The sequence below is a fragment of the Microbacterium pumilum genome (assembly GCF_039530225.1).
Classification (GTDB): Bacteria; Actinomycetota; Actinomycetes; order Actinomycetales; family Microbacteriaceae; genus Microbacterium; species Microbacterium pumilum.
The window spans coordinates 734,762-756,844 of sequence record NZ_BAAAOH010000001.1; the positions used below are offsets into that span (position 1 = coordinate 734,762).

Annotated in this window: 22 protein-coding genes; 17 read left to right on the top strand and 5 right to left on the bottom strand. The window is 69.3% G+C overall.

Features of this window, described 5'->3' with window-relative positions; genetic code table 11:
• Positions 1 to 44: 44 nt before the first annotated feature.
• Positions 45 to 929: a LamG-like jellyroll fold domain-containing protein gene (locus ABD188_RS03310; protein ID WP_344058497.1), complete on the bottom strand. Its 885-nt coding sequence runs from the start codon at positions 927 to 929 to the stop codon at positions 45 to 47.
• A gap of 205 nt (positions 930 to 1,134) precedes the next feature.
• On the opposite strand from ABD188_RS03310, the gene ABD188_RS03315 reads away from it, so the two are divergent.
• The 4 genes from ABD188_RS03315 (at position 1,135) to ABD188_RS03330 (ending at position 5,994) form a co-directional block, all read left to right on the top strand.
• Positions 1,135 to 1,659, top strand: coding sequence for a GNAT family N-acetyltransferase (locus ABD188_RS03315; RefSeq protein WP_344058499.1), 525 nt, complete (start codon positions 1,135 to 1,137; stop codon positions 1,657 to 1,659).
• A 111-nt stretch (positions 1,660 to 1,770) separates the two neighbouring features.
• The gene (locus ABD188_RS03320) at positions 1,771 to 3,216 is read left to right on the top strand and encodes an MFS transporter (RefSeq protein ID WP_344058501.1); all 1,446 of its coding nucleotides are present in this window, start codon (positions 1,771 to 1,773) and stop codon (positions 3,214 to 3,216) included.
• A gap of 99 nt (positions 3,217 to 3,315) precedes the next feature.
• The gene (locus ABD188_RS03325; RefSeq protein ID WP_344058503.1) at positions 3,316 to 3,873 is read left to right on the top strand and encodes a hypothetical protein; all 558 of its coding nucleotides are present in this window, start codon (positions 3,316 to 3,318) and stop codon (positions 3,871 to 3,873) included.
• A 201-nt stretch (positions 3,874 to 4,074) separates the two neighbouring features.
• Positions 4,075 to 5,994: a vWA domain-containing protein gene (locus ABD188_RS03330; RefSeq protein WP_344058505.1), complete on the top strand. Its 1,920-nt coding sequence runs from the start codon at positions 4,075 to 4,077 to the stop codon at positions 5,992 to 5,994.
• 21 nt (positions 5,995 to 6,015) lie between these two features.
• Here ABD188_RS03330 and ABD188_RS03335 read toward each other — a convergent pair whose 3' ends face one another.
• Positions 6,016 to 6,561: a MarR family winged helix-turn-helix transcriptional regulator gene (locus ABD188_RS03335; protein ID WP_344058507.1), complete on the bottom strand. Its 546-nt coding sequence runs from the start codon at positions 6,559 to 6,561 to the stop codon at positions 6,016 to 6,018.
• Positions 6,562 to 6,693: 132 nt separating this feature from the next.
• Between ABD188_RS03335 and ABD188_RS03340 the strand changes: the two genes are divergently transcribed.
• On the top strand, positions 6,694 to 7,578 hold the full coding sequence (locus ABD188_RS03340; RefSeq protein ID WP_344058509.1) for a MarR family winged helix-turn-helix transcriptional regulator: 885 nt from the start codon (positions 6,694 to 6,696) through the stop codon (positions 7,576 to 7,578).
• A gap of 95 nt (positions 7,579 to 7,673) precedes the next feature.
• Here the strand turns inward: ABD188_RS03340 and ABD188_RS03345 are convergent, their stop codons facing one another.
• Positions 7,674 to 8,324 carry a TetR/AcrR family transcriptional regulator gene (locus ABD188_RS03345; protein WP_344058511.1) on the bottom strand — a complete coding sequence of 217 codons (651 nt, stop codon included), beginning with the start codon at positions 8,322 to 8,324 and terminating at the stop codon, positions 7,674 to 7,676.
• 66 nt (positions 8,325 to 8,390) lie between these two features.
• On the opposite strand from ABD188_RS03345, the gene ABD188_RS03350 reads away from it, so the two are divergent.
• The 12 genes from ABD188_RS03350 (at position 8,391) to ABD188_RS03405 (ending at position 20,296) form a co-directional block, all read left to right on the top strand.
• Positions 8,391 to 9,407, top strand: a complete 1,017-nt coding sequence (locus ABD188_RS03350) for an alpha/beta fold hydrolase (RefSeq protein WP_344058513.1) — start codon at positions 8,391 to 8,393, stop codon at positions 9,405 to 9,407.
• Positions 9,404 to 10,105 carry a sirohydrochlorin chelatase gene (locus ABD188_RS03355; RefSeq protein ID WP_344058515.1) on the top strand — a complete coding sequence of 234 codons (702 nt, stop codon included), beginning with the start codon at positions 9,404 to 9,406 and terminating at the stop codon, positions 10,103 to 10,105. The genes ABD188_RS03350 and ABD188_RS03355 overlap by 4 nt, the downstream gene beginning before the upstream one ends.
• A 155-nt stretch (positions 10,106 to 10,260) precedes the next feature.
• The gene (locus tag ABD188_RS03360; protein WP_344058517.1) at positions 10,261 to 12,000 is read left to right on the top strand and encodes a nitrite/sulfite reductase; all 1,740 of its coding nucleotides are present in this window, start codon (positions 10,261 to 10,263) and stop codon (positions 11,998 to 12,000) included.
• A gap of 133 nt (positions 12,001 to 12,133) precedes the next feature.
• Positions 12,134 to 12,877 carry a phosphoadenylyl-sulfate reductase gene (locus ABD188_RS03365; RefSeq protein ID WP_344058519.1) on the top strand — a complete coding sequence of 248 codons (744 nt, stop codon included), beginning with the start codon at positions 12,134 to 12,136 and terminating at the stop codon, positions 12,875 to 12,877.
• Complete coding sequence (gene cysD / locus ABD188_RS03370) at positions 12,874 to 13,884, top strand: sulfate adenylyltransferase subunit CysD (RefSeq protein WP_344058521.1); 1,011 nt, start codon at positions 12,874 to 12,876, stop codon at positions 13,882 to 13,884. The genes ABD188_RS03365 and cysD overlap by 4 nt, the downstream gene beginning before the upstream one ends.
• Positions 13,884 to 15,347 (top strand): sulfate adenylyltransferase subunit 1, encoded by a 1,464-nt coding sequence (locus ABD188_RS03375; protein WP_344058523.1) that lies wholly within the window; start codon positions 13,884 to 13,886, stop codon positions 15,345 to 15,347. Before cysD ends, ABD188_RS03375 begins: the two co-directional genes overlap by 1 nt.
• Before the next feature lie 51 nt (positions 15,348 to 15,398).
• Positions 15,399 to 16,463: an ABC transporter substrate-binding protein gene (locus ABD188_RS03380; protein WP_344058525.1), complete on the top strand. Its 1,065-nt coding sequence runs from the start codon at positions 15,399 to 15,401 to the stop codon at positions 16,461 to 16,463.
• A 149-nt stretch (positions 16,464 to 16,612) separates the two neighbouring features.
• Positions 16,613 to 17,338 (top strand): ABC transporter ATP-binding protein, encoded by a 726-nt coding sequence (locus ABD188_RS03385; RefSeq protein ID WP_344066841.1) that lies wholly within the window; start codon positions 16,613 to 16,615, stop codon positions 17,336 to 17,338.
• Positions 17,328 to 18,236 carry an ABC transporter permease gene (locus tag ABD188_RS03390; RefSeq protein ID WP_344058528.1) on the top strand — a complete coding sequence of 303 codons (909 nt, stop codon included), beginning with the start codon at positions 17,328 to 17,330 and terminating at the stop codon, positions 18,234 to 18,236. The genes ABD188_RS03385 and ABD188_RS03390 overlap by 11 nt, the downstream gene beginning before the upstream one ends.
• On the top strand, positions 18,233 to 19,018 hold the full coding sequence (cobA, locus tag ABD188_RS03395) for a uroporphyrinogen-III C-methyltransferase (protein ID WP_344058530.1): 786 nt from the start codon (positions 18,233 to 18,235) through the stop codon (positions 19,016 to 19,018). Before ABD188_RS03390 ends, cobA begins: the two co-directional genes overlap by 4 nt.
• Positions 19,015 to 19,344, top strand: coding sequence for a ferredoxin (gene fdxA / locus ABD188_RS03400; RefSeq protein WP_344058532.1), 330 nt, complete (start codon positions 19,015 to 19,017; stop codon positions 19,342 to 19,344). The genes cobA and fdxA overlap by 4 nt, the downstream gene beginning before the upstream one ends.
• Positions 19,337 to 20,296 carry an NAD(P)/FAD-dependent oxidoreductase gene (locus tag ABD188_RS03405; protein WP_344058534.1) on the top strand — a complete coding sequence of 320 codons (960 nt, stop codon included), beginning with the start codon at positions 19,337 to 19,339 and terminating at the stop codon, positions 20,294 to 20,296. Before fdxA ends, ABD188_RS03405 begins: the two co-directional genes overlap by 8 nt.
• 7 nt (positions 20,297 to 20,303) lie before the next feature.
• On the opposite strand, the gene ABD188_RS03410 is transcribed toward ABD188_RS03405, so the two are convergent.
• Positions 20,304 to 21,104, bottom strand: a complete 801-nt coding sequence (locus tag ABD188_RS03410; RefSeq protein WP_344058536.1) for an ABC transporter permease — start codon at positions 21,102 to 21,104, stop codon at positions 20,304 to 20,306.
• 9 nt (positions 21,105 to 21,113) lie between these two features.
• Entirely contained in the window at positions 21,114 to 22,058 is a 945-nt protein-coding gene (locus ABD188_RS03415) for an ABC transporter permease (protein ID WP_344058538.1), read from the bottom strand.
• Positions 22,059 to 22,083: the final 25 nt, after the last annotated feature.

Below are 22,083 nucleotides of genomic sequence, written 5' to 3' on the forward strand. Positions count from 1 at the left end.
ACGCCCTTCCATGAGGCGGCCATGGGGGCACGGCTCCGAGATGCTCAGCCCAGCGCAGCCTTCTCGGCGGCGTAGAGCGCGCCCACCTGAGCCCCCGTGAGCGCGGAGTTCCAGACCCGCAGCCGGGCGATCGCACCTTTGTGCCGGTTGATCAGGCTGCCGTCTCGCTTGACGGCCCCGACCATGAAATCCGTCGCGGCGGCGTTGAGTCCGTCCGGGTACAGGTAGGGGTTGCGCGCGTAGGTCGCTCCGTGTGAATCGGTGTACGAGGGATAAGGGGTCGTCCGGCCGTCGAGGTACGCGACGGCCTTCGCCCCGTCGTACGTGCCGACGTGGAACTGCCATATCCCTCGCGTGATCTTGCGCGGCTCTGCCGCATAGTCGATCGAGAAGGGGTAGCCGGGCGTGGCTCCGCCGCCCTTCGACACCTCCATGCACACCATGTCGTCGCCCCCGTACATCGGCAGGTCGTTGAACAGCGCATACGAGCGCCGGGGATCGGCGCGAGACTCCTGCCAGCATCCCGCGATCAGGGCGTTGTTCGTGTCGCTGCTGTAGACCCACGCCGCGACCGTCACCGCGTTCGTCGTCGCCCCCACATTCAACCGGCCGACGAACGCCGCCGGCACGACGAGGTAGTCGTTCATACCGTTGAACTGCACTCCGCCCCCGAAAGGAGTCGAGATTCGCACCGCCGTGGATCTCCAGCCCTGCTTCAGCGCGGGCGCTCCGGCGATACCGGACGCGTACGGGGCCGCGCTCTCGGCGAAATTCCAGCTCGCCATCGGTAGGGGCACGGAGGCCGCTGCGGCGGGAGCGGGATTGCCGAGGACCACCGAGGCAGCGGCGCCGGCCGCAGCAGCCGTACCGAACGCGAGCAGCTGACGACGATCGAGGAGAAACGGCCGAGCCTGGTGCGAGATGTCCACGAGGTGCACTCCATTCGAGGTGGGCTCCCCCCGTGGCAGGGAAGCCCGATGCGATCGACCCGGGGCTTGCAGTGGTGTTCGGCGCAATGGTACGCGGGCACCCCGACTGCGCACCATCCGGCGTCAGCTCCGAACGCCGACGGATGGGGTGGATGATGGGCGCATGGCTCTCCCATGGGATTTCCATCCCCTCGAAGGTGCGCGCGTGAGGCTCGATCCCCTGCGCGACGACGCGGACTTCGACGCCCTTTACGCGATCCAGTCAGATCCCGCGGTATGCCGATACCTGCTCTATGACGCGCGGTCGGCGGAGGAGGTCGCCGCCGCGCTCGAGCGCGACTCGGCGAAGACGCGACTCGAGCGGGTCGGCGACTACCTGCAGCCCGCGATCCGCCTCCGCGACGCCGACGATCTGCTGATCGGCACGATGTACTTCCACCTCACGTCGGTCGATGACCGCACCGCCGAGATCGGATGGCTCGTGTCGCCCCGGTTCCAGGGGCAGGGGTACGCCCGCGAGTGCGCGGAGGTGCTGCTCGATCTCGCATTCGGCGAGCTGGACCTCCACCGCGTCTACGCCGAGCTCGACCCGCGGAACACGGCGTCCGTCCGGGTGTGCGAGCGACTCGGGATGCGGCGCGAGGCCCATCTCGTCGAGCACATGTGGCTGAAGGGCGAGTGGACCGACACCGGCACCTACGGCATCCTCGAGCGCGAATGGCGCGTCTGACGCACGAATGTGGCGGCGAGACGATCGGCTCGCATAGCCTGGGCGCGCCGCAGTGTCGCGGCAGGGCACGGCGCCACCCGCCGTTCACCGAAGGGCCCCAGCGTGACCGACATGAGTGAGCCCGACCCGCCCGTCGTCCCCAAAGTGGCGTCGCCCAATCTGTCGACGGCGGCGATGAGCGCACTGTTCCAAGACAGCACCGACGACGCGCCGATCCCCCGCAAGCGGGTCATCTCGTGGGCCATGTGGGACTGGGCGACGCAGCCTTTCAACTCGGTGCTGCTCACCTTCGTCTGGGTACCCAGCTTCCTCGTGTCGCCGTTCTTCCTCGATCCTGCGGTCGCCGCCTCCGGGACGGTGAGCGGGGTCGAGATCGACTGCGACACCTCAGCGAACGCCGCCACCGACTACTGTCGTGCACTCGGCGCACTGGATGCGAACCTCGGCTGGGGAATCATGGTCGCGGGCATTCTCATCGCGCTGCTCGCACCCGTTCTCGGGCAGCGAGCAGACGCCACCGGGCGACGCAAGCTGACCCTGGGGATCTTCACCGGACTGCTGATCGCCTGCCAGTTGGCGATGGCATTCATCGGCGGCGCCCCGTCGCTGTTCTGGTTCGGCGTCGCAATGATCGCTTTCGGCAGCATCGTGGGCGAGATCGCCGGCGCCAGCTACAACGCGCTCCTCGTCTCGGTGTCGACGCCGAAGACCGTCGGCAAGGTCTCCGGCCTCGGCTGGGGATTCGGATACATCGGCGGCATCGTCGCTCTCGCGATCGTCGTCGGACTGATTCTCAGTGGGGTGCTCGACGGCACTCAGGCGAGCACGTTCCAGTGGATAGCCGCCGGTGCGACGGTGTGGACGATCGTGTTCTGCATTCCGATCTTCAGGAACGTGCCCGAACCACCGCCCTCGGCCGACACGAAGCGTGTGAACTTCTTCGCGGGATACATCGAACTCTTGCGCTCGATCGGGCGACTGTGGCGCGAGCACCGCGCCACCGTTTGGTTCCTGATCGCGTCCGCGGTCTACCGTGATGGGCTCGCCGCCGTGTTCACCTTCGGAACGGTGATCGCGGCGCGCGTCTTCGGCTTCGGCTTCACCGATCTGGTCATCTTCGGCATCGTGCTGAATCTCGTCGCAGGCGTGTCGACCATCTTCGCGGGTCGCCTCGACGACAGGTTCGGACCGAAGACGGTGATCCTCGTCTCCATCGGCGGGATCATCGCGTGCTGCGTCACGGTCTTCCTCGCGGCCGGTGCGGGAAAGCCCCTGTTCTGGGCTGCCGGGATCGTGCTCGCGATGTTCGTCGGGCCGGCGCAGGCCGCCTCGCGATCGTTCCTCGCTCGAGTGACCCCGATCGGCCACGAGGGCGAAGTCTTCGGGCTCTATGCGACAACAGGCCGCGCGGCGAGCTGGATGGCCGCGCTGCTGTGGGGCGTCTTCATCGCGGCTGCGGCCAACCAGACGCTGTACGGCATCCTGGGGATCGCCCTCGTGCTGGCAGTCGGGTTCGTGCTGCTGCTCTTCGTACGGGTGCCTGCTCGCACCGTCTGAGCGCAGTCCACAGGGCTCGGGAGTCGCTCGCGGATTTTCGGCTACCCTCGCTCGGGGGGTCACCACAGACCACGACGAGTGAGAGGCCGAAGTCCGCGCGTGACCATGCCCCTTGTCGAGCGCCGACGGATGGCGCGACACCGCCGCGCGCTCGGGTACTGGGGCGTCATGCTGGCGCTCTACCTGTCGCTGTGGCTCGGCGCGACGCTGGCCCCGCCTCCGTGGCTGCACGCCACGATGCTGTTCGCACACCTGGCCTCGATCATCATCGGACTCGGTGCAGCCGTCTTCCTCGAGTACAACGGCCTGCTGTGGATGATGAGGCGACGCACGCTTGCCGACCTCCGGCACACCGAGCGCTCGGTCTCGCCGCTCGCATGGCTCGGCATCATCGGCCTGTTCGCCAGCGGTGCGTTCCTCCAGCCGAACCTCGAGGACCCTCTCACGGTCATCAAGATGGCCGCGGTGCTGCTGGTGGCGATGAACGGCATCGCGATGACGCGGCTCACGGAAGAGCTCGCTCGACTGCCCGCGCACGTGCCGTTCGCGACCATCCCGCCGCGGGTGAGGCTGTGGTGCGTGTGGAGCGCCGTCGTGTCGCAGGCCGGCTGGTGGACCGCTGTGGTCATCGGGATGCTGAACACCGCCGTCCGCTGATCCCCGGTCGGGGGCGTCCCCAGGATGGCGGGCTAGGATGTGCCATCGCGATTCACCCGACTCGCTGATGTTCGCGGGTCCCCCGACCCGCTTCAGGTCTCCCCCCACCTGAGGATCCGCCATGCCTGAGCTCACGCTCCGCGCGCGCATCGCAGCGCGCCGCGCCGTCATCCCTTCCCCCACCGCACGCGAGCCGCAACCATGAGCGGTTCGAAGCCGTCGGCGATCGAAGAGCGTCGCCGCGCGCGTCGTGCCCGGCAGCGCCGCTTCGTCATCTGGGTCAGCGTCGCCTGCATCGTCACCCTGGTCGCGGCGATCGGCTCCGTCGGCACTCTCGTGATCTCGGCCTTGGCAGACGGGGGCAGCGCGATGCCGCAGCCGTTCAGGACGTCGACCGCGAGCCCGACCCCGAGCGCCACGCCGACCGTCTTCCCCGAGGACGTGCCGGCGGCTGAGAGCGGCGGCGAACCCTGCACCACGGTGACGGTGATGTCGTCCTTCGAGAACGCCGAGATGGTCGCCAACCTCGCGGCCGCCTACAGCTCTCAGCCCCGCGACATCAACGGCTCATGCGTCGCTGTCGAGGCCGCCCGAGACAAGTCCGGGCTCGTCGCCGAAGCCGCCGAAGCGGGCTTCGCAGGTATCGCCCCCGGCAAGCGCCCGACCGTCTGGCTGCCCGACTCTCACACCTGGCTCTCGCTCGCCCGCGCGAACGGTGCGGCGTCCGTTCCCGAGGGCGGAGTGAGTGTGGCGACCTCGAACGTCGTGCTCGCGATGCCCGCTCCTCTCGCCGAGTCGATCGGGTGGGATGTCACGGCGCCGAGCTGGCGGAACATCTTCGACGCCGCCTCCGACGCGGACCTGTGGAGCGATCTGGGCCATCCCGAGTGGGGCGGCTTCAAGCTCGGCAAGACCAGCCCGCTCGTGGCGACATCCGGCGAAGCGGCGATGTTCGCATCCTTCGGCACTGCCGCAGGCTCGGTCGCAGACGTAGCGGCCTCGGCGATCGAAGAGCCCGCGATCCAGGCGATCGTCCGTGACCACGAGCTCGCCACGAGCCATTACATGGCGACGCCGGAGCACTTCCTCTGGCACGCACGTCAGGCCGAGGCATCCGGATCCGCGGCCGACTTCCTCTCGGCGGTGATCGTCGACGAGAAGTCGGTGTGGGACTACAACCGCGGCATCACCAGCCGCGACGGAATCACCCGCATCGAGGCCGACCCGCCGAAGGAGCAGCTCGTGCCGATCTACCCGACGGACGGCTTCTTCGTCGCCGACAACCCCGCGGTGGTCCTGACCGGCGACTGGGTCGATCAGAACGAGGCGGATGCCGCGGCGGACTTCCTCCGCTACGCGGGCACCGCGCAGGGCCAGGAGATCGTCCGCACGTCGGGCTACCGAGACCTGAATGGCGAGCTCGACCCGGGAGTGGCCGAGACCGCGCACCTGGCCACCGCGCCGGAGGGCGGGCTGACGCTGCCGGGACAGGATGTCGTCGCCGCAGTGAACGAGAGCTTCCCGCAGGTGCGCAAGCGCGCGAGCGTGCTGTTCCTGATGGATGTCTCGGGCTCGATGGATGAGTCGATCTCGGCGTCCGACACCAAGCTCACCGCTGCGAAAGACGCCATCACGCTCGCCCTCGATCACTTCACGGCCGGCGACAGTGTCGGGCTCGCGGCCTTCGCTCAGGACGAAGACGGCACGATGCTGCCGGGCGAGGTGGCTCCGGTTGCCGACATCGCCACATCCCGCAAGGACTTCCTCCGCGCTCTCGATGGGCTGCATTCGATGGGAGACACCCCGCTGTATCAGGCGGTGGACACCTTCGCGGCGCAGCAGGCCGAGACGTCGTCACCCGATCGCATCACGGCGATCGTCGTGCTCAGTGACGGCAGGAACGACACCAACCATCCGACGATCGGTGTCGACCGGATGATCGCCGACCTGCAGGACCTGCATCACGAGTCCCCCGTGCTCGTGTTCACGCTTGCCTACGGTGCTGATGCCGACGTCACGACGCTCCAGGCGATCTCGGGGGCGACCGGCGCGCACTATTACGACGCGACCGACCCGACCAAGCTCAAGGCGGTGCTGGGCGACCTCGTCACCAGCTTCTGACCGTGAAGCCGCCGGCGGTGATCACTGCGGCCAGCCCTCCGCGAGCTTGGTGAGCAGGCGCGCGAGCTCCGTCCGCTCGGCGTCGGTGAAGGGCGCGAGCGCCGTGTCGATCGCGTCCCGCCGTTCGCCGCGGAACCCTCGGACGATGGCGGAGCCCTGCGGCGTGAGCGCGACGCGAGTGCGACGGGCGTCATCCGGGTCGGCCTCCCGCCGGGCGAGGCCCATGTCGACCGCCTGCTGGACCAGCCGCGACGCGCGCGGCTGATCGACTCCGACGGCTTCGCCGATCTCGCTCACGGTGAGCGGGCCGGATGCCGCGGCCAGCGCATCGAGGAGCCTGAGCCGAGCGGGCCCGCCGAGACGTGCCCCGGCGAGCCAGGGCGGCGGTCCTCCGTGCCCCCGGCCCTGGTGCTGGCCGCCGTGCATCCAAGGCGGCTCACCGTGGGAGTGGTGCGGACCACCGTGCGTGCCCTGATCCCAGGGCGGCCGCGGCATCCGTCGTCCACGGAGCCGGGCGAGCGCAGCGGCGATCGCGTCGGCGGGGTCGACCGGGTTCTCGGGGCTCACAGGACAAATTTACATGCAACTTGACATATGTCAGAACTTCATGTCACACTACATACACATGCTCTTCGACATGCAATTACCGGGAAGAGCTCCGAGCGGCCTCTTCGCGTCGCACTATGAAAGGACTTCCTGATGGAAACCGAAAACACGGACAACACGCAAAACGCAGAGAACTCTGACGACTCGGGGGTTGGCGGCGGCGAGAACCTCCGCGCCGACCGCCGTCCCATCGGCTACTGGCTGCGCACGGTCGACTCCTACATCACGCGTGAGTTCGCTCGCGCATTCGACGACGCGGGGGTCAGCCGTCGCGACTGGATGCTGCTGAACCTCATCTCGGGCGACGTGGAGGCTCCGGGTTTCGCGGAGCGCCTTGCCCGCAAGGGCAAGCGGCTGCGCGGCCTCGAGCAGCGCGGCTGGGTCGAGGAGGCCGGCGACGGCACCTGGACCCTCACCGATGACGGGCGCGCCGCCAAGGAGCGCCTCGGCGCCGTGGTCGACGGCATCCGCACCCGCGTCGCGGGAGCAGTCTCACCCGAGGACTTCGCCACCACGCTCGCCTCGCTCGAGGCGATCGCACGCGAACTCGGGTGGGATGAGAACGAGCGCGGCCCATGGGCCGGCTTCGGCCGCGGTTTCGGGGGTGGCTTCCGACCCGGCTTCGGTCGCGGGTTCGGCGAGGGCTTCGGCCGCGGGTTCGGAGAGGGCTTCGGCCCCGGCTTCGGTGCGGGCTTTGGCTCGCGCGGCTTCGGCCCCGGCGCGCGTCGCGGATTCAGCGAGGGCTTCGGCCCCGATGCGATGCACGACCACGCCGACCACCCGCACCACCACCGGGGGCACGGTCACCCGGGTCATCACGGCGATCACGGTGACTGCCACGCCCACGGCGGGCACGGCCACGGTCACCCCGGTCGCGAGGGTCACGGCCGGGGTCAGGGTCGCGACCGCCACGACGCCGAGCGCGCGTACGAGCGGGGCTTCGACGCCGGCTACACCCGCGGACAGTCGGCCTCCTAGCCCTGACCTGTCCAGACCACCCCTTCCCGCCCCCACTCTCGACGGCTCCGCCGTCCGGGATGGACTCGGCGAGAAGGGGTGGTTTCGCGTCGGGGTCAGGCCTCGAGGGCGGCGAGCGCCCCGGCGGTGGCTCCGGCCGTGAGAAGGCGCTCGCGCATGGCCCGTGCAGCGAGGCGGTACGGTCGATCGCTGCCGACGATGAGCGATCGCGCGTTCGCCTCGTTGTCGAGCGAGATGAGTTCGAAGGCGAGCTGCTCGATCGCCTCGTCGTCGAGCGCCAGCTCACCCGCGGCGACCGCGTGGCGCAGCTGCGCCTCGAGGTACCCGTACCAATCGCGCAGCCAGCCGTGCACGGCGTCGCGCACCGGTCCCGGTTTCGAGTCCACATCGGCCGCCGTCGCCGCGAAGAAGCATCCACCCGTGAACACCCGCTCGCGCGAGTAATCGAGTGCCCGCCGAAGCAGCGTGGCGAGCCGTCGCACACCGCGCGGCTCCTGACGTGCGGGATACACCACGTGCTCGCGGAAGATGTCCGCCGCCGCCGCGACAGCGGCGATCTGCAGCGACTCCTTGCCTCCGAACAGGGTGGCGATGCTGCTCTTGCTGTGGCCCGACGCCTCGGCCAAGCGCCCGATCGTCACGCCGTCTAGCCCCTCCACCGATGCGATGTCGGTCGCGTGCACGAGGATCTCACGCCGCGACGCATCGCCGCGAGCTCGGCGGCGGTCCTCTGTCACAACTGTCATGACACTAGTGTACGAACGATCGTTCGTGTAGTCTACGTACGATCGTTCGTACACTTGGAGGATCCGATGACCGACACCTTCGCCACCACTCGCCGCGCCGTGGCCGCCGCATCAGCGATCTCGCCCCGGCTCGGAGGCCGCGCTGCTCTGGCGGCGTTCTTCTCCACTGCAGGACGGATGCCGGTGCGCTCCGCCGACGAGGCCACCCACGACAGCGCTCGGCGCGGGGCCGTGCGCGTTCGAGGGCACGAACTGGTCACGTACCGATGGGGCGGAGGCGACGACACCGTGCTCCTGCTGCACGGCTGGCGCGGACGTGCCTCGCAGTTCGGCCCGCTCGTGCGCGAGCTCGTGTCCGAGGGGTTGCATGTGGTCTCATTCGACGCCCCCGCGCACGGCGACTCACCCGGCCGGCGCACGGATCTGCGCGACTGGGTCGCGGCGACCGTCCAGCTTCAAGCCGCGCACGGGCGCTTCCGCGCGATCGTCGGTCACTCGTTCGGAGGACTGGCCGCCCTCACCGCGGCCCGACAGGGCGTCACGACGGCGTCGGTCGCCGCGATCGCCTCAGCGGGAAGCCCCGCGGCCTTCCTGAGCGAGTTCTCGGATGCGATGCGGCTCGACGAGCCCACGCGCCGGCACTTCGAAGCGGACTTCCGCCACCGCATCGGCGAGGACGAGGCATCCCTCATCCGCCGTTACGACGCGACTGCCGACCCGCTCCCCGCGGACCTCGAACTCCTCCTCGCCCACGACGACACCGACCGACAGGTTTCGCCGACGTGGTCGCTCGCACTGCTCGAATCGCATCGCGACCGCGCACGCCTCGTGCGCACGACCGGACTGGGACACGTGCGACTGCTCGCGTGCGACCCGGTGCTCGACGCCGTGGTCGGACTCGTCACGGGCGGACTCTACGGCGTCGACCGCGCCACCGCAGCGACGCGCACCCACGCGGTCGAGATCGCTCCGCGCGAGGCCGCTGCACGCGAGACCGCGTCGCGCGAACCGGCGCTGGAAGAGGCTGCCCACCCCGATTCCGAGCTCGACGTCCCGGCGCCGTCGGGCACGATAGGGAGATGACCCAGCCCGCACTCCTCGCGATCTCGCACGGCACCGCGTCGCAAGCGGGTCAGTCCGCCATCCGTCGACTGGCCGACGCGGTCGCGGAGCGGCTCGCCGACGTCACTGTGCGCCTCGGGCACGTGGACGTGCAGCAGCCGGATGTCGCGGCATCCCTCGACGCACTCCCCGCCGGGAAGCCCGTCGTGATCGTCCCCCTGCTGCTGTCGGCGGGGTACCACGTGCGCGTCGACCTGAGGAAGCAGTCCGCCGGTCGCGAGGGAGTCGTGATCGCACGGGCGCTCGGGCCCGACGCCCGCCTTGTGGAGGTGCTGCTGCAGCGGCTCGGCGCCCTCGGCATGCATGACACCGACGGCGTCGTGCTCGCCGTGGCGGGCTCGAGCGACGAGCGCGCCAACGACGACTGCCGCGCAGTCGGTGCCATGCTCGCTGAGGCGCTGTCGCGCGAGGTCACGGTGGGATTCCTCGCGGCTGCAGAGCCGCGGCTCGGCGCCGCAGTCGGGTCGGCCCGCGGGAACGCAGCGCGCGTCGTCGTCGCGAACTATCTGCTCGCACCCGGCTACTTCCACGACCTCGCCGTGCGCATCGCAGCAGGCTCGCCGGTCGCACGACCTCTCCTCGACGACGACGAACCGCCCTCCGTCCTCGTCGACATCGTCGTGGATCGCTACCGCGCCGCGATCGCCGCGGAACAATGAGCGCTCCGGCTCGATAAGCAACTGTGTGTCGCCGCGTTACGCCCCGTAACGCCCCTTGACACATCGATAGGCCGCCGCGCGATCGGCTCCTACGCTCACGGGGTGGGCTGCTTCAGAGTCCGCCCCGAGGACGCTCGGGACATTCGGAGGCCACCGTGACGATCAGCGACACCCATGAGCACGCCGGTGCGCCGCGCCCCGAGCACGCGCCGGCCCGGCCCCCGCGACCCTCATCCAAGCCCAACGGGCAGTGGAAGATCGACGGCACCACCCCGCTCAACGGCAACGAGGAGTGGAAGCAGGTCGACGGCGGACTCGCGGTGCGCGAGCGCATCGAGAAGATCTACGCCCCCGGCGGCTTCTCGAGCATCGACCCCACCGACCTGCACGGCCGCTTCCGCTGGTGGGGCCTCTACACGCAGCGCAAGCCCGGGATCGACGGCGGCAGGACCGCCACGCTCTCACCGGAAGAGCTCGAGGACGAGTACTTCATGCTGCGCGTCCGCATCGACGGCGGCCAGCTGACCACCGAGCAGCTGCGCGTCATCGGCGACATCTCCACCGAGTTCGGCCGGGGCACCGCCGACCTGACCGACCGTCAGAACATCCAGCTGCACTGGATCGAAGTCGAGGCGATGCCCGAGATCTGGCGCCGACTCGAGGGTGTGGGCCTCGGCACGACCGAGGCGTGCGGCGACGTGCCCCGCGTCATCCTGGGCTCGCCCGTCGCCGGCATCGCCGCCGACGAGCTCATCGACCCCACGCCGCAGATCGACGAGATCACCTCGAGGTTCATCGGCGATGAGTCGCTCGCGAATCTCCCGCGCAAGTTCAAGTCCGCCATCACGGGGCATCCGAGCCAAGATGTCGTCCACGAGATCAACGACGTGGCGTTCGTCGCGGTGCAGCATCCCGAGCTCGGCATCGGCTACGACCTGTGGGTCGGGGGTGCGCTCTCGACCGCGCCGCGTCTGGGCGAGCGTCTCGGCACGTTCGTCGCTCCCGAAAAGGTGGCGGATGTCTGGCACGGCGTCGTGCAGATCTTCCGCGACTACGGGTACCGGCGACTGCGGAACAAGGCCAGGCTGAAGTTCCTCCTCGCCGAGTGGGGCACCGAGAAGTTCCGCCAGGTGCTGCAGGACGAGTACCTCGGCTATGCCCTGCCCGACGGCCCCCCGGCGCCGAAGCCGCTGACGCAGGGCGACCATGTCGGCGTCCACCGCCAGAAGGACGGGCGCTTCTACGTCGGGGTCACGCCCATCGTCGGCCGCGTCTCGGGCCCGACTCTCTCGAAGCTCGCCGACCTCATCGAATCACACGGCTCCTCGCGACTGCGGACCACCCCGCACCAGAAGCTCGTGATCCTCGACATTCCCGAAGACCATGTCGAGTCGCTCATCGCCGGCCTCGACGACCTGGGCCTTCAGGCGCGTCCGAGCCTCATCCGCCGCGGCACCATCGCGTGTACGGGGCTCGAGTTCTGCAAGCTCGCCATCGTCGAGACCAAGGGCTTCGCGACGACGGCCGTGCTCGAGCTCGAGGAGCGCCTCGCCCAGTTCGACCTGCCGCATCCGATCAGCCTGCATGTGAACGGCTGCCCCAACTCGTGCGCGCGCATCCAGACCGCCGACATCGGGCTCAAGGGCCAGCTCATCATGGATGACGCCGGTCAGCAGGTGCCCGGCTACCAGGTGCACCTCGGCGGAGGGCTCGCCTCGCAGCACCGCGACGAAGCCGAACTCGGCCGCACCGTCCGCGGCCTCAAGGTGACCGCAGACGGTATCGCGGTGTACGTCGAGCGCGTGGTCACGCGATTTCTCGCGGATCGGGATGCTGCGACCGACGAGACGTTCGCCGAGTGGGCCCATCGCGCCGAAGAGGAGGCGCTGCAATGAGTAGCTCGCTGCGCGGGATCGCGCACTCCGGCGGAGATCTGCCGTTCGAAGGACGGATGGCGAGCGGGGTCTCCTTCGAACGCGCGATCTCCTGTGAATCGACCGTGTCGAACGGCAGCGAGTGGAGGATCCAATGACCGTGTCCCTCGCCCCACGTCTCGCCACCAAGCGGTCCGCCGAAGAGCTCGAGGCGCTCGCCGAGCAGGGCAACCTCGAGCTCGGCAGTCTGACCGACCATGAGGCATCCCCCGCCGAGGTCGTCGCGTGGGTCGCCCGCAACTTCGGGGCGGATGCCGCGGCCGTCGCGTGCTCGATGGCCGATGCCGCGCTGCCGCACCTCGTTGCCGAGCAGCTGCCGGGCGTCGACGTGCTGTTCCTCGACACCGGCTACCACTTCGCCGAGACCCGCATCACCCGCGACGAGGTCGGTCGCGTGCTCGACGTGCGCATCGTCGACGTGCTGCCGCAGCTGACTGTCCCCGAGCAGGACGCGGAGTTCGGCGCCAAGCTGCACGACCGCAACCCGACGCTGTGCTGCGAGATGCGAAAGGTCGCACCGCTGAAGGACGCACTCGCCGGCTACGAGCTGTGGTTCACCGGCGTCCGCCGCGAAGAGGCTCCCACGCGCACGAACACGCCCCTCGTCACCTGGGATGCGCGAAATGGCCTGGTCAAAGTCAACCCGGTCGCCGCGTGGACCTTCGACGACCTGCTCGACTATGCCGGTGCCCATCAGGTTCCGGTGAACCTGCTCGTGACGAACGGGTACCCCTCGATCGGCTGCGAGCCGTGCACCAAGCCGGTCGCAGCCGGCGAGGACCCCCGCTCGGGTCGATGGGCCGGCCTCTCGAAGATCGAATGCGGGCTGCACCTATGACCGCCGTGGACGCCGCCCTCAGTCAGGTCCCGGAGCTTGTCGAAGGGTCCGGGCGTGCATCGGACGCTTCGACAGGCTCAGCGACCGATGCTCGCGGGCCGGCGAGCCGAAGTCACCGCCTCTCGACCCTCGACCTGCTCGAGGCCGAGGCCATCCACATCATCCGCGAGGTCGTCGCCGAATTCGAGCGCCCTGTGCTGCTGTTCTCGGGCGGCAAGGACTCGGTCGTGGTGCTGCACCTCGCCGCCAAGGCGTTCGCTCCTGGCCGCGTGCCCTTCCCGGTGCTGCACGTCGACACCGGGCACAACTTCCCCGAAGTGCTCGCGTTCCGCGACGAGACCGTCGAACGTCTCGGGGTGCGGCTCGAGGTCGCGCGGGTTCAGGACTACATCGACGATGGGCGACTGCAGGAGCGCACCGACGGCACCCGCAACCCACTGCAGACACTCCCGCTCCTCGACGCGATCGCGGCCGGCCGGCACGATGCCGTCTTCGGGGGTGCGCGGCGCGACGAGGACAAGGCTCGCGCGAAAGAGCGGATCATCTCGCTGCGGGACGAGTTCGGGCAGTGGGATCCGCGCAACCAGCGGCCGGAGCTGTGGAGCCTGTACAACGGGCGTCACACGCCCGGCCAGCACGTGCGCGCGTTCCCGATCTCGAACTGGACCGAGCTCGATGTCTGGCGCTACATCGAGCGCGAGCGCATCCCGCTGCCACCGCTGTACTTCGCACACGAGCGCGAGGTGTATGCGCGCGACGGCATGTGGCGAGCGGTCGGTGAGTTCTCCCCCGCCCGAGCCGAAGAGACGATCGAGCGACGCGTGGTCCGATACCGAACCGTGGGCGACATGAGCTGCACCGGCGCCGTCGAGTCGGATGCCGCAGACCTGGCCTCGATCGTGGTCGAAGTCGGGCGCTCGACGCTCACCGAACGCGGGGCGACCCGCGCCGACGACCGCATCTCCGAAGCAGCCATGGAAGACCGCAAGAAGGACGGGTACTTCTGATGCCCGATCTCGCCACCTCCACCCCCACCCCCACCTCCACCGCCACCCCCACCGTTTACGGACGGGACACGCCGCGGGGCGCAGGGCCGACACGGCGTGTCGCGTCCGTAACCGGTAGAGGGGACCGGGAGTCCGAGCCCACGCTGTTCCGGTTCGCGACGGCGGGATCGGTCGACGACGGCAAGTCCACGCTCGTCGGGCGGCTGCTGCACGACTCCAAGGCGATCCTGGCCGACCAGCTCGAGCAGGTGGCGCGCACCTCTGCGGAGCGCGGGTTCGCGCACGGCGACTTCGACTTCGCGCTGCTGACCGACGGCCTGCGGGCCGAGCGCGAGCAGGGCATCACCATCGACGTCGCCTACCGCTACTTCTCGACCGGGTCGCGGTCGTTCATCCTCGCCGACTGTCCCGGACATGTGCAGTACACGCGCAACATGGTGACCGGCGCCACGACCGCGGATGCCGTCGTCGTGCTGATCGACGGCCGCAAGGGAGTGCTCGAGCAGACGCGGCGCCACCTTGCCGTCCTCGCGCTGCTGCGCGTGCCACACGTCATCGTCGCGGTCAACAAGATCGATCTGCTCGGCTTCTCACAGGATGCGTTCTCGCCGGTCGAGGCTGACGTGCGCGCAGTGACCGCCGAACTCGGGATCGAGGACGTCCACGTCCTGCCCGTCTCGGCGCTCGAAGGCGACAACATCGTCGAGCGGTCCGAGCGCACGCCCTGGTACGAGGGTCCGGCTCTGCTCGAACTGCTCGAGTCGCTACCGACCCAGGACGAGCTCGTGACTCGATACGCTCCTTCGTCGCGGCTCGACGACCGGGCGCCCGGGCCGTTCCGCCTGCCGGTGCAGCTCGTGCTGCGTCCGCAGGGCGGGCTCTCGCCCGATCTCGCCGACGACCCGCTCCAAGCGGAGCGGCTGCGCGACTACCGCGCGGTAGCGGGGCGGGTGTCTTCGGGCAGCATCCGGATCGGTGATCGGGTCGAGATCTTTCCGTCCGGCATCGCGACGACGATCACCGGCATCCAGGCCGCCGGCACGGATGTCGACGAAGCCGGGGCACCGCAGTCCGTGTCTCTCCAGTTCGCCGACGACGTCGATGTGGCTCGAGGCGCCCTCGTCGTCGCGGCGGGCACTCTTCCTCCGGCGCGCCGCGAAATCGATGCCGAGCTGTTCCAGCTCGATTCCCGCACCCTGTCGACCGGAGCGCGCGTGCTCGTCAAGCACGGCACCGCGACTGTGCAGGCCATCCTGCAGCAGATCGACTCGCGCTACGACCTCGACCGCCTCACGCACGAGCCGGCCGACGAGCTCAGCACCAACGACATCGGCCGCGCGCGTCTGCGCCTGTCGGCCGACCTGCCGCTCGAGCCTTATTCCTCGAACCGCCACGGGGGCTCGTTCCTCGTCATCCATCCGTCCGACGGCGCGACTCTCGCCGCCGGCATCGTGCGCGACTGAACCAGTCGAGCAGCTCACCCCATCGAAATACCCACCTGAAGGAGGCGAACCGTGAACACCATCCGCACCGCGACGACGATCACCACTCTTGGACTTGTGGCTGCCATGATGGCCGGTTGCGCATCCGCCGCGGGCAGCAGCCCTGCCGAGGAGGAGCCGGTCACCGAGCTCCGTCTCGGCTACTTCGCCAATGTCACGCACGCACCGGCGCTGGTGGGCCTCGAGGAGGGCCTGTTCGCCGATGCCCTCGGTGACGTCGACATCACGACTCAGGTCTTCAATGCCGGTCCCGCTGCGATCGAGGCGCTGTCCGCTGGCGCGATCGACGCCACCTACATCGGCCCCAACCCGTCGATCAACACCTTCATCCAGTCCGCGGGAGAGTCGGCGCACATCGTCGCCGGCGCCGCGACCGGTGGTGCCGCACTCGTCGTGCGCGACGGGATCGACGCGCCCGCAGACCTCGAGGGCACGACCCTCGCCACACCGCAGCTGGGCAACACGCAGGATGTCGCGCTGCGCAGCTGGCTCGCTGACGAGGGATACGAGACGGACACCACAGGCGGCGGCGACGTCAGCATCACACCGACCGAGAATGCCCAGACGCTGACGCTGTTCCAGCAGGGCGACATCGACGGCGCATGGCTGCCGGAGCCCTGGGTGTCGCGACTGATCCTCGACGCGGGTGCTCACGTGCTGGTCGATGAGGCGGACCTCTGGCCAGACGGTGAGTTCCCGACGACCGTGCTGCTCGTGCGCGCCGACTTCCTCGAGCAGCACCCGACCGTGGTCGAGCACCTGCTGGAAGGACACATCGCGGCCGTCCAGTGGATCGCCGACAACCCCGACGATGCGCCCGGCGTGATCAACGACGCCCTCGAGGCCGAGACCGGCAAGCCGCTGGACGATGCCGTCATCGAACGGGCTCTCCAGCACGTGACCTTCTCGGTCGATCCGCATGCCGACACGTTCCAGACGCTCGTCGAGAACGGGCTTGCAGCAGGCACTCAGAAGGAGGGCTCGATCGACGGGCTGTTCGACCTGACCCTGCTCAACGGACTGCTCGAAGCCGCCGGCGAGGAGCCGGTGTCGGCGGCGGGGCTCGGAGAGGAATAGCCGTGACCTCAGCGGCTCGCAGGTCTTCCGGTGCCGCATCGTCGAATCTCGACGGTGCGGCACCGGGCATCCGCGTCGCCGGCCCGCTCGCCCCGAGCTTCGACAGCGTCACTCCGGTGCGAGAGCCGGCGCGGCCGGTCGAGCCGGCCGTGCGCATCGAGCACGTCGGCAAGCGCTTCGGCGAGGGACCGCTCGTGCTCGACGACATCAACCTCGACATCGCGCCCGGGGAGTTCGTATGCCTGCTCGGCGCGTCGGGATGCGGCAAGTCGACGCTCCTCAACCTCATCGCGGGTCTCGACCGGCCGACGGCAGGACACATCGAGACGCCGGCCGCGGGCTCGGCCGTGATGTTCCAGGAGTCCGCGCTCATGCCGTGGCTGACCGCGCGGCGCAACGTCGAACTCGCTCTGCGACTGCGGGGAGTCCCGCGGGCAGAGCGTCGCTCGAAGGCGCTCGCGCTGCTCGACACCGTCAATCTCGCGGATGCCGCGGAGAAGCGTCCTCACGAACTCTCCGGCGGGATGCGGCAGCGCGTTGCTTTGGCACGCGCGCTCGCGCAGGACCGCCCGGTGCTGCTGATGGATGAGCCGTTCGCCGCGCTCGACGCGATCACCCGCGACCTCCTGCACGAGGAGTTGGAGCGCGTCTGGCGCGCCACGGGCCGCACGATCGTGTTCGTCACCCACAACGTCCGCGAGGCGGCCCGCCTCGGCGAGCGCGTGATCCTGCTGTCGAGCCGCCCCGGTCGGGTGGCCGGTGAGTGGCGCATCGCGAAGACCGCCGGGCGGCGCATCGAGTCGCCCGAGGTCGCCGCGCTCTCGATCGAGATCACCGATCAGCTGCGCAAGGAGATCCGCCGAAATGCCGCGTGACGTCGAGGTCGAAGTGCGCCCGGTCGCGGGAGGAGAGGACCTTCGCAGCCTCGCCGCGGGTCTGGATCGCCTCCAGACCGATCCGACCAGCACGCCCGGGCGCTGGCGGCGCTTCGCGACCAGCGTGCTGCCGCCCCTCATCTTCGTCGCGTTCCTCATCGTGGTGTGGCAGCTCTACGTCGTCATCGCGCAGCCCCGGCCCGACATCGTGCCCGGACCCCTCGACGTACTCGCGGCGATGGGCGAGGCGTGGCAGTCCGGCAGACTGCAGGAGGCGGTCACCACGAGCCTCGAGCGCGGCATCGTCGGCTTCCTCATCGCGGTCGTCGTCGGCACGCCGCTGGGTCTCCTGCTCGCCGAGGTGCGCCCGCTGCGTCGTGCGATCGGACCGATCATCTCCGGCCTCCAGGTACTCCCCTCGGTGGCGTGGGTGCCGGCGGCGATCATCTGGTTCGGTCTGTCGGACGCGACCGTGTACTTCGTGATCCTGATGGGCGCCATCCCGTCGATCGTCAACGGCCTCATCGCCGGTGTGGACCAGGTTCCCCCGCAGCTCAGGCGCGTCGGCACGGTGCTCGGGGCGAGCCGGGCGCAGCTCGCGACATCCGTCATCCTTCCTGCCGCACTGCCCGGCTACCTCGCGGGCCTCAAGCAAGGGTGGGCATTCTCGTGGCGGTCGCTCATGGCCGCCGAGATCATCGCCGTCGGCGGCACGATCGGCTTCGGCCTCGGCTCGATGCTGCAGCAGTCGCGCGAACTCGCGGATCTCGCCGGCGTACTCGGGACCATCCTGCTGATCCTCGCGATCGGCATCCTGATCGAACTCGTCTTCTTCGGCCCCATCGAGCGCAGGATGCTGCGCCGCCGCGGGCTGCTCATCTCAGGAGGTTCCCGATGACCGCGACGATTTCCGGCGGCAAAGTCTGGCTCGTGGGCGCCGGCCCGGGCGACCCGGGACTCTTGACCGTGAGGGGCCTGCGTGCCCTCGAGGCCGCCGACGTCATCGTCGCCGATCGGCTCGGTGCCCGTGCGGTGCTCGACGGCCTCGAAGCCGAGGGTGTCGAACTGCGGGCCGAGGTCATCGACGTCGGAAAGCTTCCCGGCCATCACGCCGTGCCACAGGATGCGATCAACGCCCTGCTGGTCCAGCTCGCCCGCGACGGCAAGACAGTGGTGCGGCTCAAGGGCGGCGACCCTTACGTCTTCGGGCGCGGCGGGGAGGAGCTCGACCACTGCCGTCGGGCGCAGGTCGACGTCGAGGTCGTTTCGGGCGTCACGAGTGCGATCTCGGTGCCCGCGCTCGCCGGCATCCCGCTCACACATCGCGGCGTCGCGACCGCGTTCACCGTCGCGACCGGGCACGACCAGATCCGCGAACTCGGGGGCGGCCGCGACCACACCGTGGTGCTGCTCATGGGCGTGGGCACTCTCGCTCATGCCGCGATCACCCTCGCGCGCGGCGAGCGCGGCGCAGGATGCCCCGTCGCGATCATCGAGGACGGGTTCGGGCCGAGCCAGCGCGTGACGATCGGCACGCTCGCCACCATCGCCCACCAGGCGGCGGAGCGCGGCGTGCGCTCGCCTGCGGTCGTCGTCGTCGGAGATGTCGTGCGCCTCAGCAGCTATGCGCCCGAGCAGATCGCCACGCTCGACCTGTCGAGCTTCGAACCGCTCGCATGACGTACGTGATCGCGCTGCCGTGCGTGGACCTGAAGGATCGTGCGTGCATCGACGAATGTCCGGTCGACTGCATCTACGAGGGCGATCGGATGCTGTACATCCACCCCGACGAGTGCGTCGACTGCGGAGCCTGCGAGCCGGTGTGCCCCGTCGAGGCGATCTACTACGAAGACGATGTGCCCGACGAGTGGCGGGACTACTACACAGCGAACGTCGAGTTCTTCGCCGAGGTGGGCTCACCCGGCGGCGCCGCCAAGACAGGTGTGATCGCGGGCGACCATCCCCTCGTCGCCGCTCTTCCACCGCAGGCGACCGAGCATGCGTGATGACGTATACGACGCCGCGCTGTACGACGCCGTCATCATCGGCGGTGGGCCTGCCGGCCTGTCGGCGGCACTGAATCTCGGCCGCTCGCGCGCACGTGTGCTCGTCGTCGACGCGGATCGCCCGCGCAATGCCGCCACGCTCAACTCGCACGGCTTCCTGACCCGCGATGGGGTGCCGCCGCACGAGCTGCGCCGCCTCGCCCGCGCCGAGCTCGTTGCCTACCCACTGGTAGAAGTCCTCGGGCGCACCCGCGTCACCGCCGTGACCGAACCATCCTGCAGGTCGGCAGCCCAAGCCCGGTTCGTCGTCGCGCTCGAGGGCCGCAAGGCACCCGCATCCGTCCTCGCCCGCGCCGTCATCGTCGCCACGGGGCTCCGCGAGACGCTGCCGGGTATCCCGAGCATCCGTGCCTTCTACGGCATGTCGGTGTTCTCGTGTGCTGCGTGCGACGCGTGGGAGCTGCAGGACCGGGCGCTCGCACTCATCGGCGAGACGCCCGACCTCGCCGATCGGGCACGGCTCATCGCGCGGTGGACCGATCGGCTCACCGTCTTCACGAACGGGGCGGATGTCGTCGACCCGGTCGAGGAGGCGGAGCTCGCGGCATCCGGAATCGTCGTCGAGCGCCGCCGGATCGCCGACCTCGAAGGCGAACGAGGCGCCGTCGGCGCTGTGCGGCTCGAGGACGGATCACGGGTCGAGATCGCCGGCGGATTCGTGCGTCCGCACTGGAGCGCCGCGCTCGACTTCCTCGCTGATCTCGAGGTCGAGCTCGACGGTGACGGGCACCTCGCGGTGGATCGCTCGGGGCGGGCGTCTGTCGCGGGCCTCTACGGGGCAGGAGATGCCGTCGCCCCCGGCCCGCAGCAGCTCATCGTCGCCGCAGGCCAGGGGGCGAGGGTCGCCGCCGTGCTCGTGCACGATGAGATCGGGGTGCGCACCGCGCACTGAACCATCGCTATCGCCGCTGCTGCTCCGAACCCGACAACCGCTGCGCGATGTAGATCGGCACGATCGACACCACGACCAGCACAACCGCGATCACGCTCACGATGGGCGCCTGGTTGGGGCGGAACATGTTGTTCAGGATGAAGATCGGCAGCGTCGTGACGCCGGATCCGGCCGTGAACGTCGTCACGATGATCTCGTCGAAGCTGAGCGCGAAGGCGAGCAGTCCACCGGCGAGGAGTGCAGACCGCAGTTGTGGGAAGGTGATGAGCCGGAAGGTCGTCCAGATCCCGGCACCCAGGTCGGATGACGCCTCTTCGAGGCTCGTGCCGGTTCGTCGCAGGCGGGCGATCACGTTGTTGAAGACCGTGACGATGCAGAAGGTCGCGTGCGCGATCACCACGGTCCAGATCGACAGCGGCACGCCCATGATCGTGCGGAAGAAGTTGTTGAGCGCGATACCGGTGATGATGCCCGGCAGGGCGATGGGCAGGATGATCAGCAGGCTGATCGCCTCACGGCCGAAGAAGGTGAACCGCTGCAGGGCCAGCGAGATGAGCGTTCCGAGCACGAGCGAGATGAGCGTCGCCACGATCGCCACCTGAAGGCTCGTGAGGACGGCCTCCATCGCGCCGGCGCTCTGGAACGCCTTGCCCCACCACTCCAGGGTGAACCCGGGCGGGGGCCACGTCAACGACGTCGACGTCGAGAACGAGTTGACGAGCACGACGAACAACGGCACGTACACCGCGACGAGGATGAGGCCGGTGACCACGGCGAGGATCACTCGCGCAGGCTTTCCGAGTCGCATGTCCGCTTCCTAGAGGTTGTTCAGCGCACCGGTGCGACGCACCAGGGCGAGGTAGCCGAAGATGATGACGATCGGGATGAGGGCGATCGCCGCCGCGAGCGGCAGATTGTTCGCTGCGCCGACGTTCGTGTAGACCAGGTTTCCGAGCATCTGGTTCGCGCCGCCGACGATGTTCACCGTGATGTAGTCGCCGAGCGACAGCGCGAAGCTGAAGATCGTGCCCGCGATGATCGCGGGAAGCGTGAGCGGCCACACCACGAGGGCAAGCGTCCGCCATGTCCTGCCGCCGAGGTCGGCGGAGGCCTCGAGCAGCGAGTCGGGCACCCGCTCGAGCCCCGCGTAGATCGGCAGGATCACGTACGGCAGCCAGAGGTACGAGAGGGTGATGACCGTCGCCGTGAGGCCGTAGCCCGGAGTGTGCAGTCCGAAGGGCGCCAGCATCCATTCCAGGATGCCGTCCTGCGACAGCACGGATCGCCACGCGTACGCCTTCACGAGGTAGCTCGCCCACAACGGCGTCAGCACCGCGATCACGAGGATCCGCTGCGCGCGCGGCGAGGCCACCTTCGCCATGTAGAACGCGATGGGCAGGGCAAGGGCGACGTCGATGAAGGTGACCGTCAGCGCCACACCGAGCGTGCGCAGCGTGACGGTCTGGTAGAGCGACCCGGTGAGCACCGTGATGATGTTGTCGAGCGTGAACTGGGTCTGGATCTCGCCGGTGAAGCTGTCGACGCTCCAGAACGCGGTCACCAGCAGGAGGACCAGCGCCACGATGTAGACCACGCCCAGCCAGAACAGCGGCGCCGACAGCAGCAGCGTCAGCCTCGCGCGAGGATGCGTGGTGAGGAACGACGACGTTCGACGACCGATGCCGCGGCGAGGCGTCGGGACCCCAGCAGGCCCGGGCTCGGAGCCGGAGGCCCGAGGGGTTGTGGAGACGTCGGTCGTCATGTGCCGTTCCTGGGTTCAGGCGATG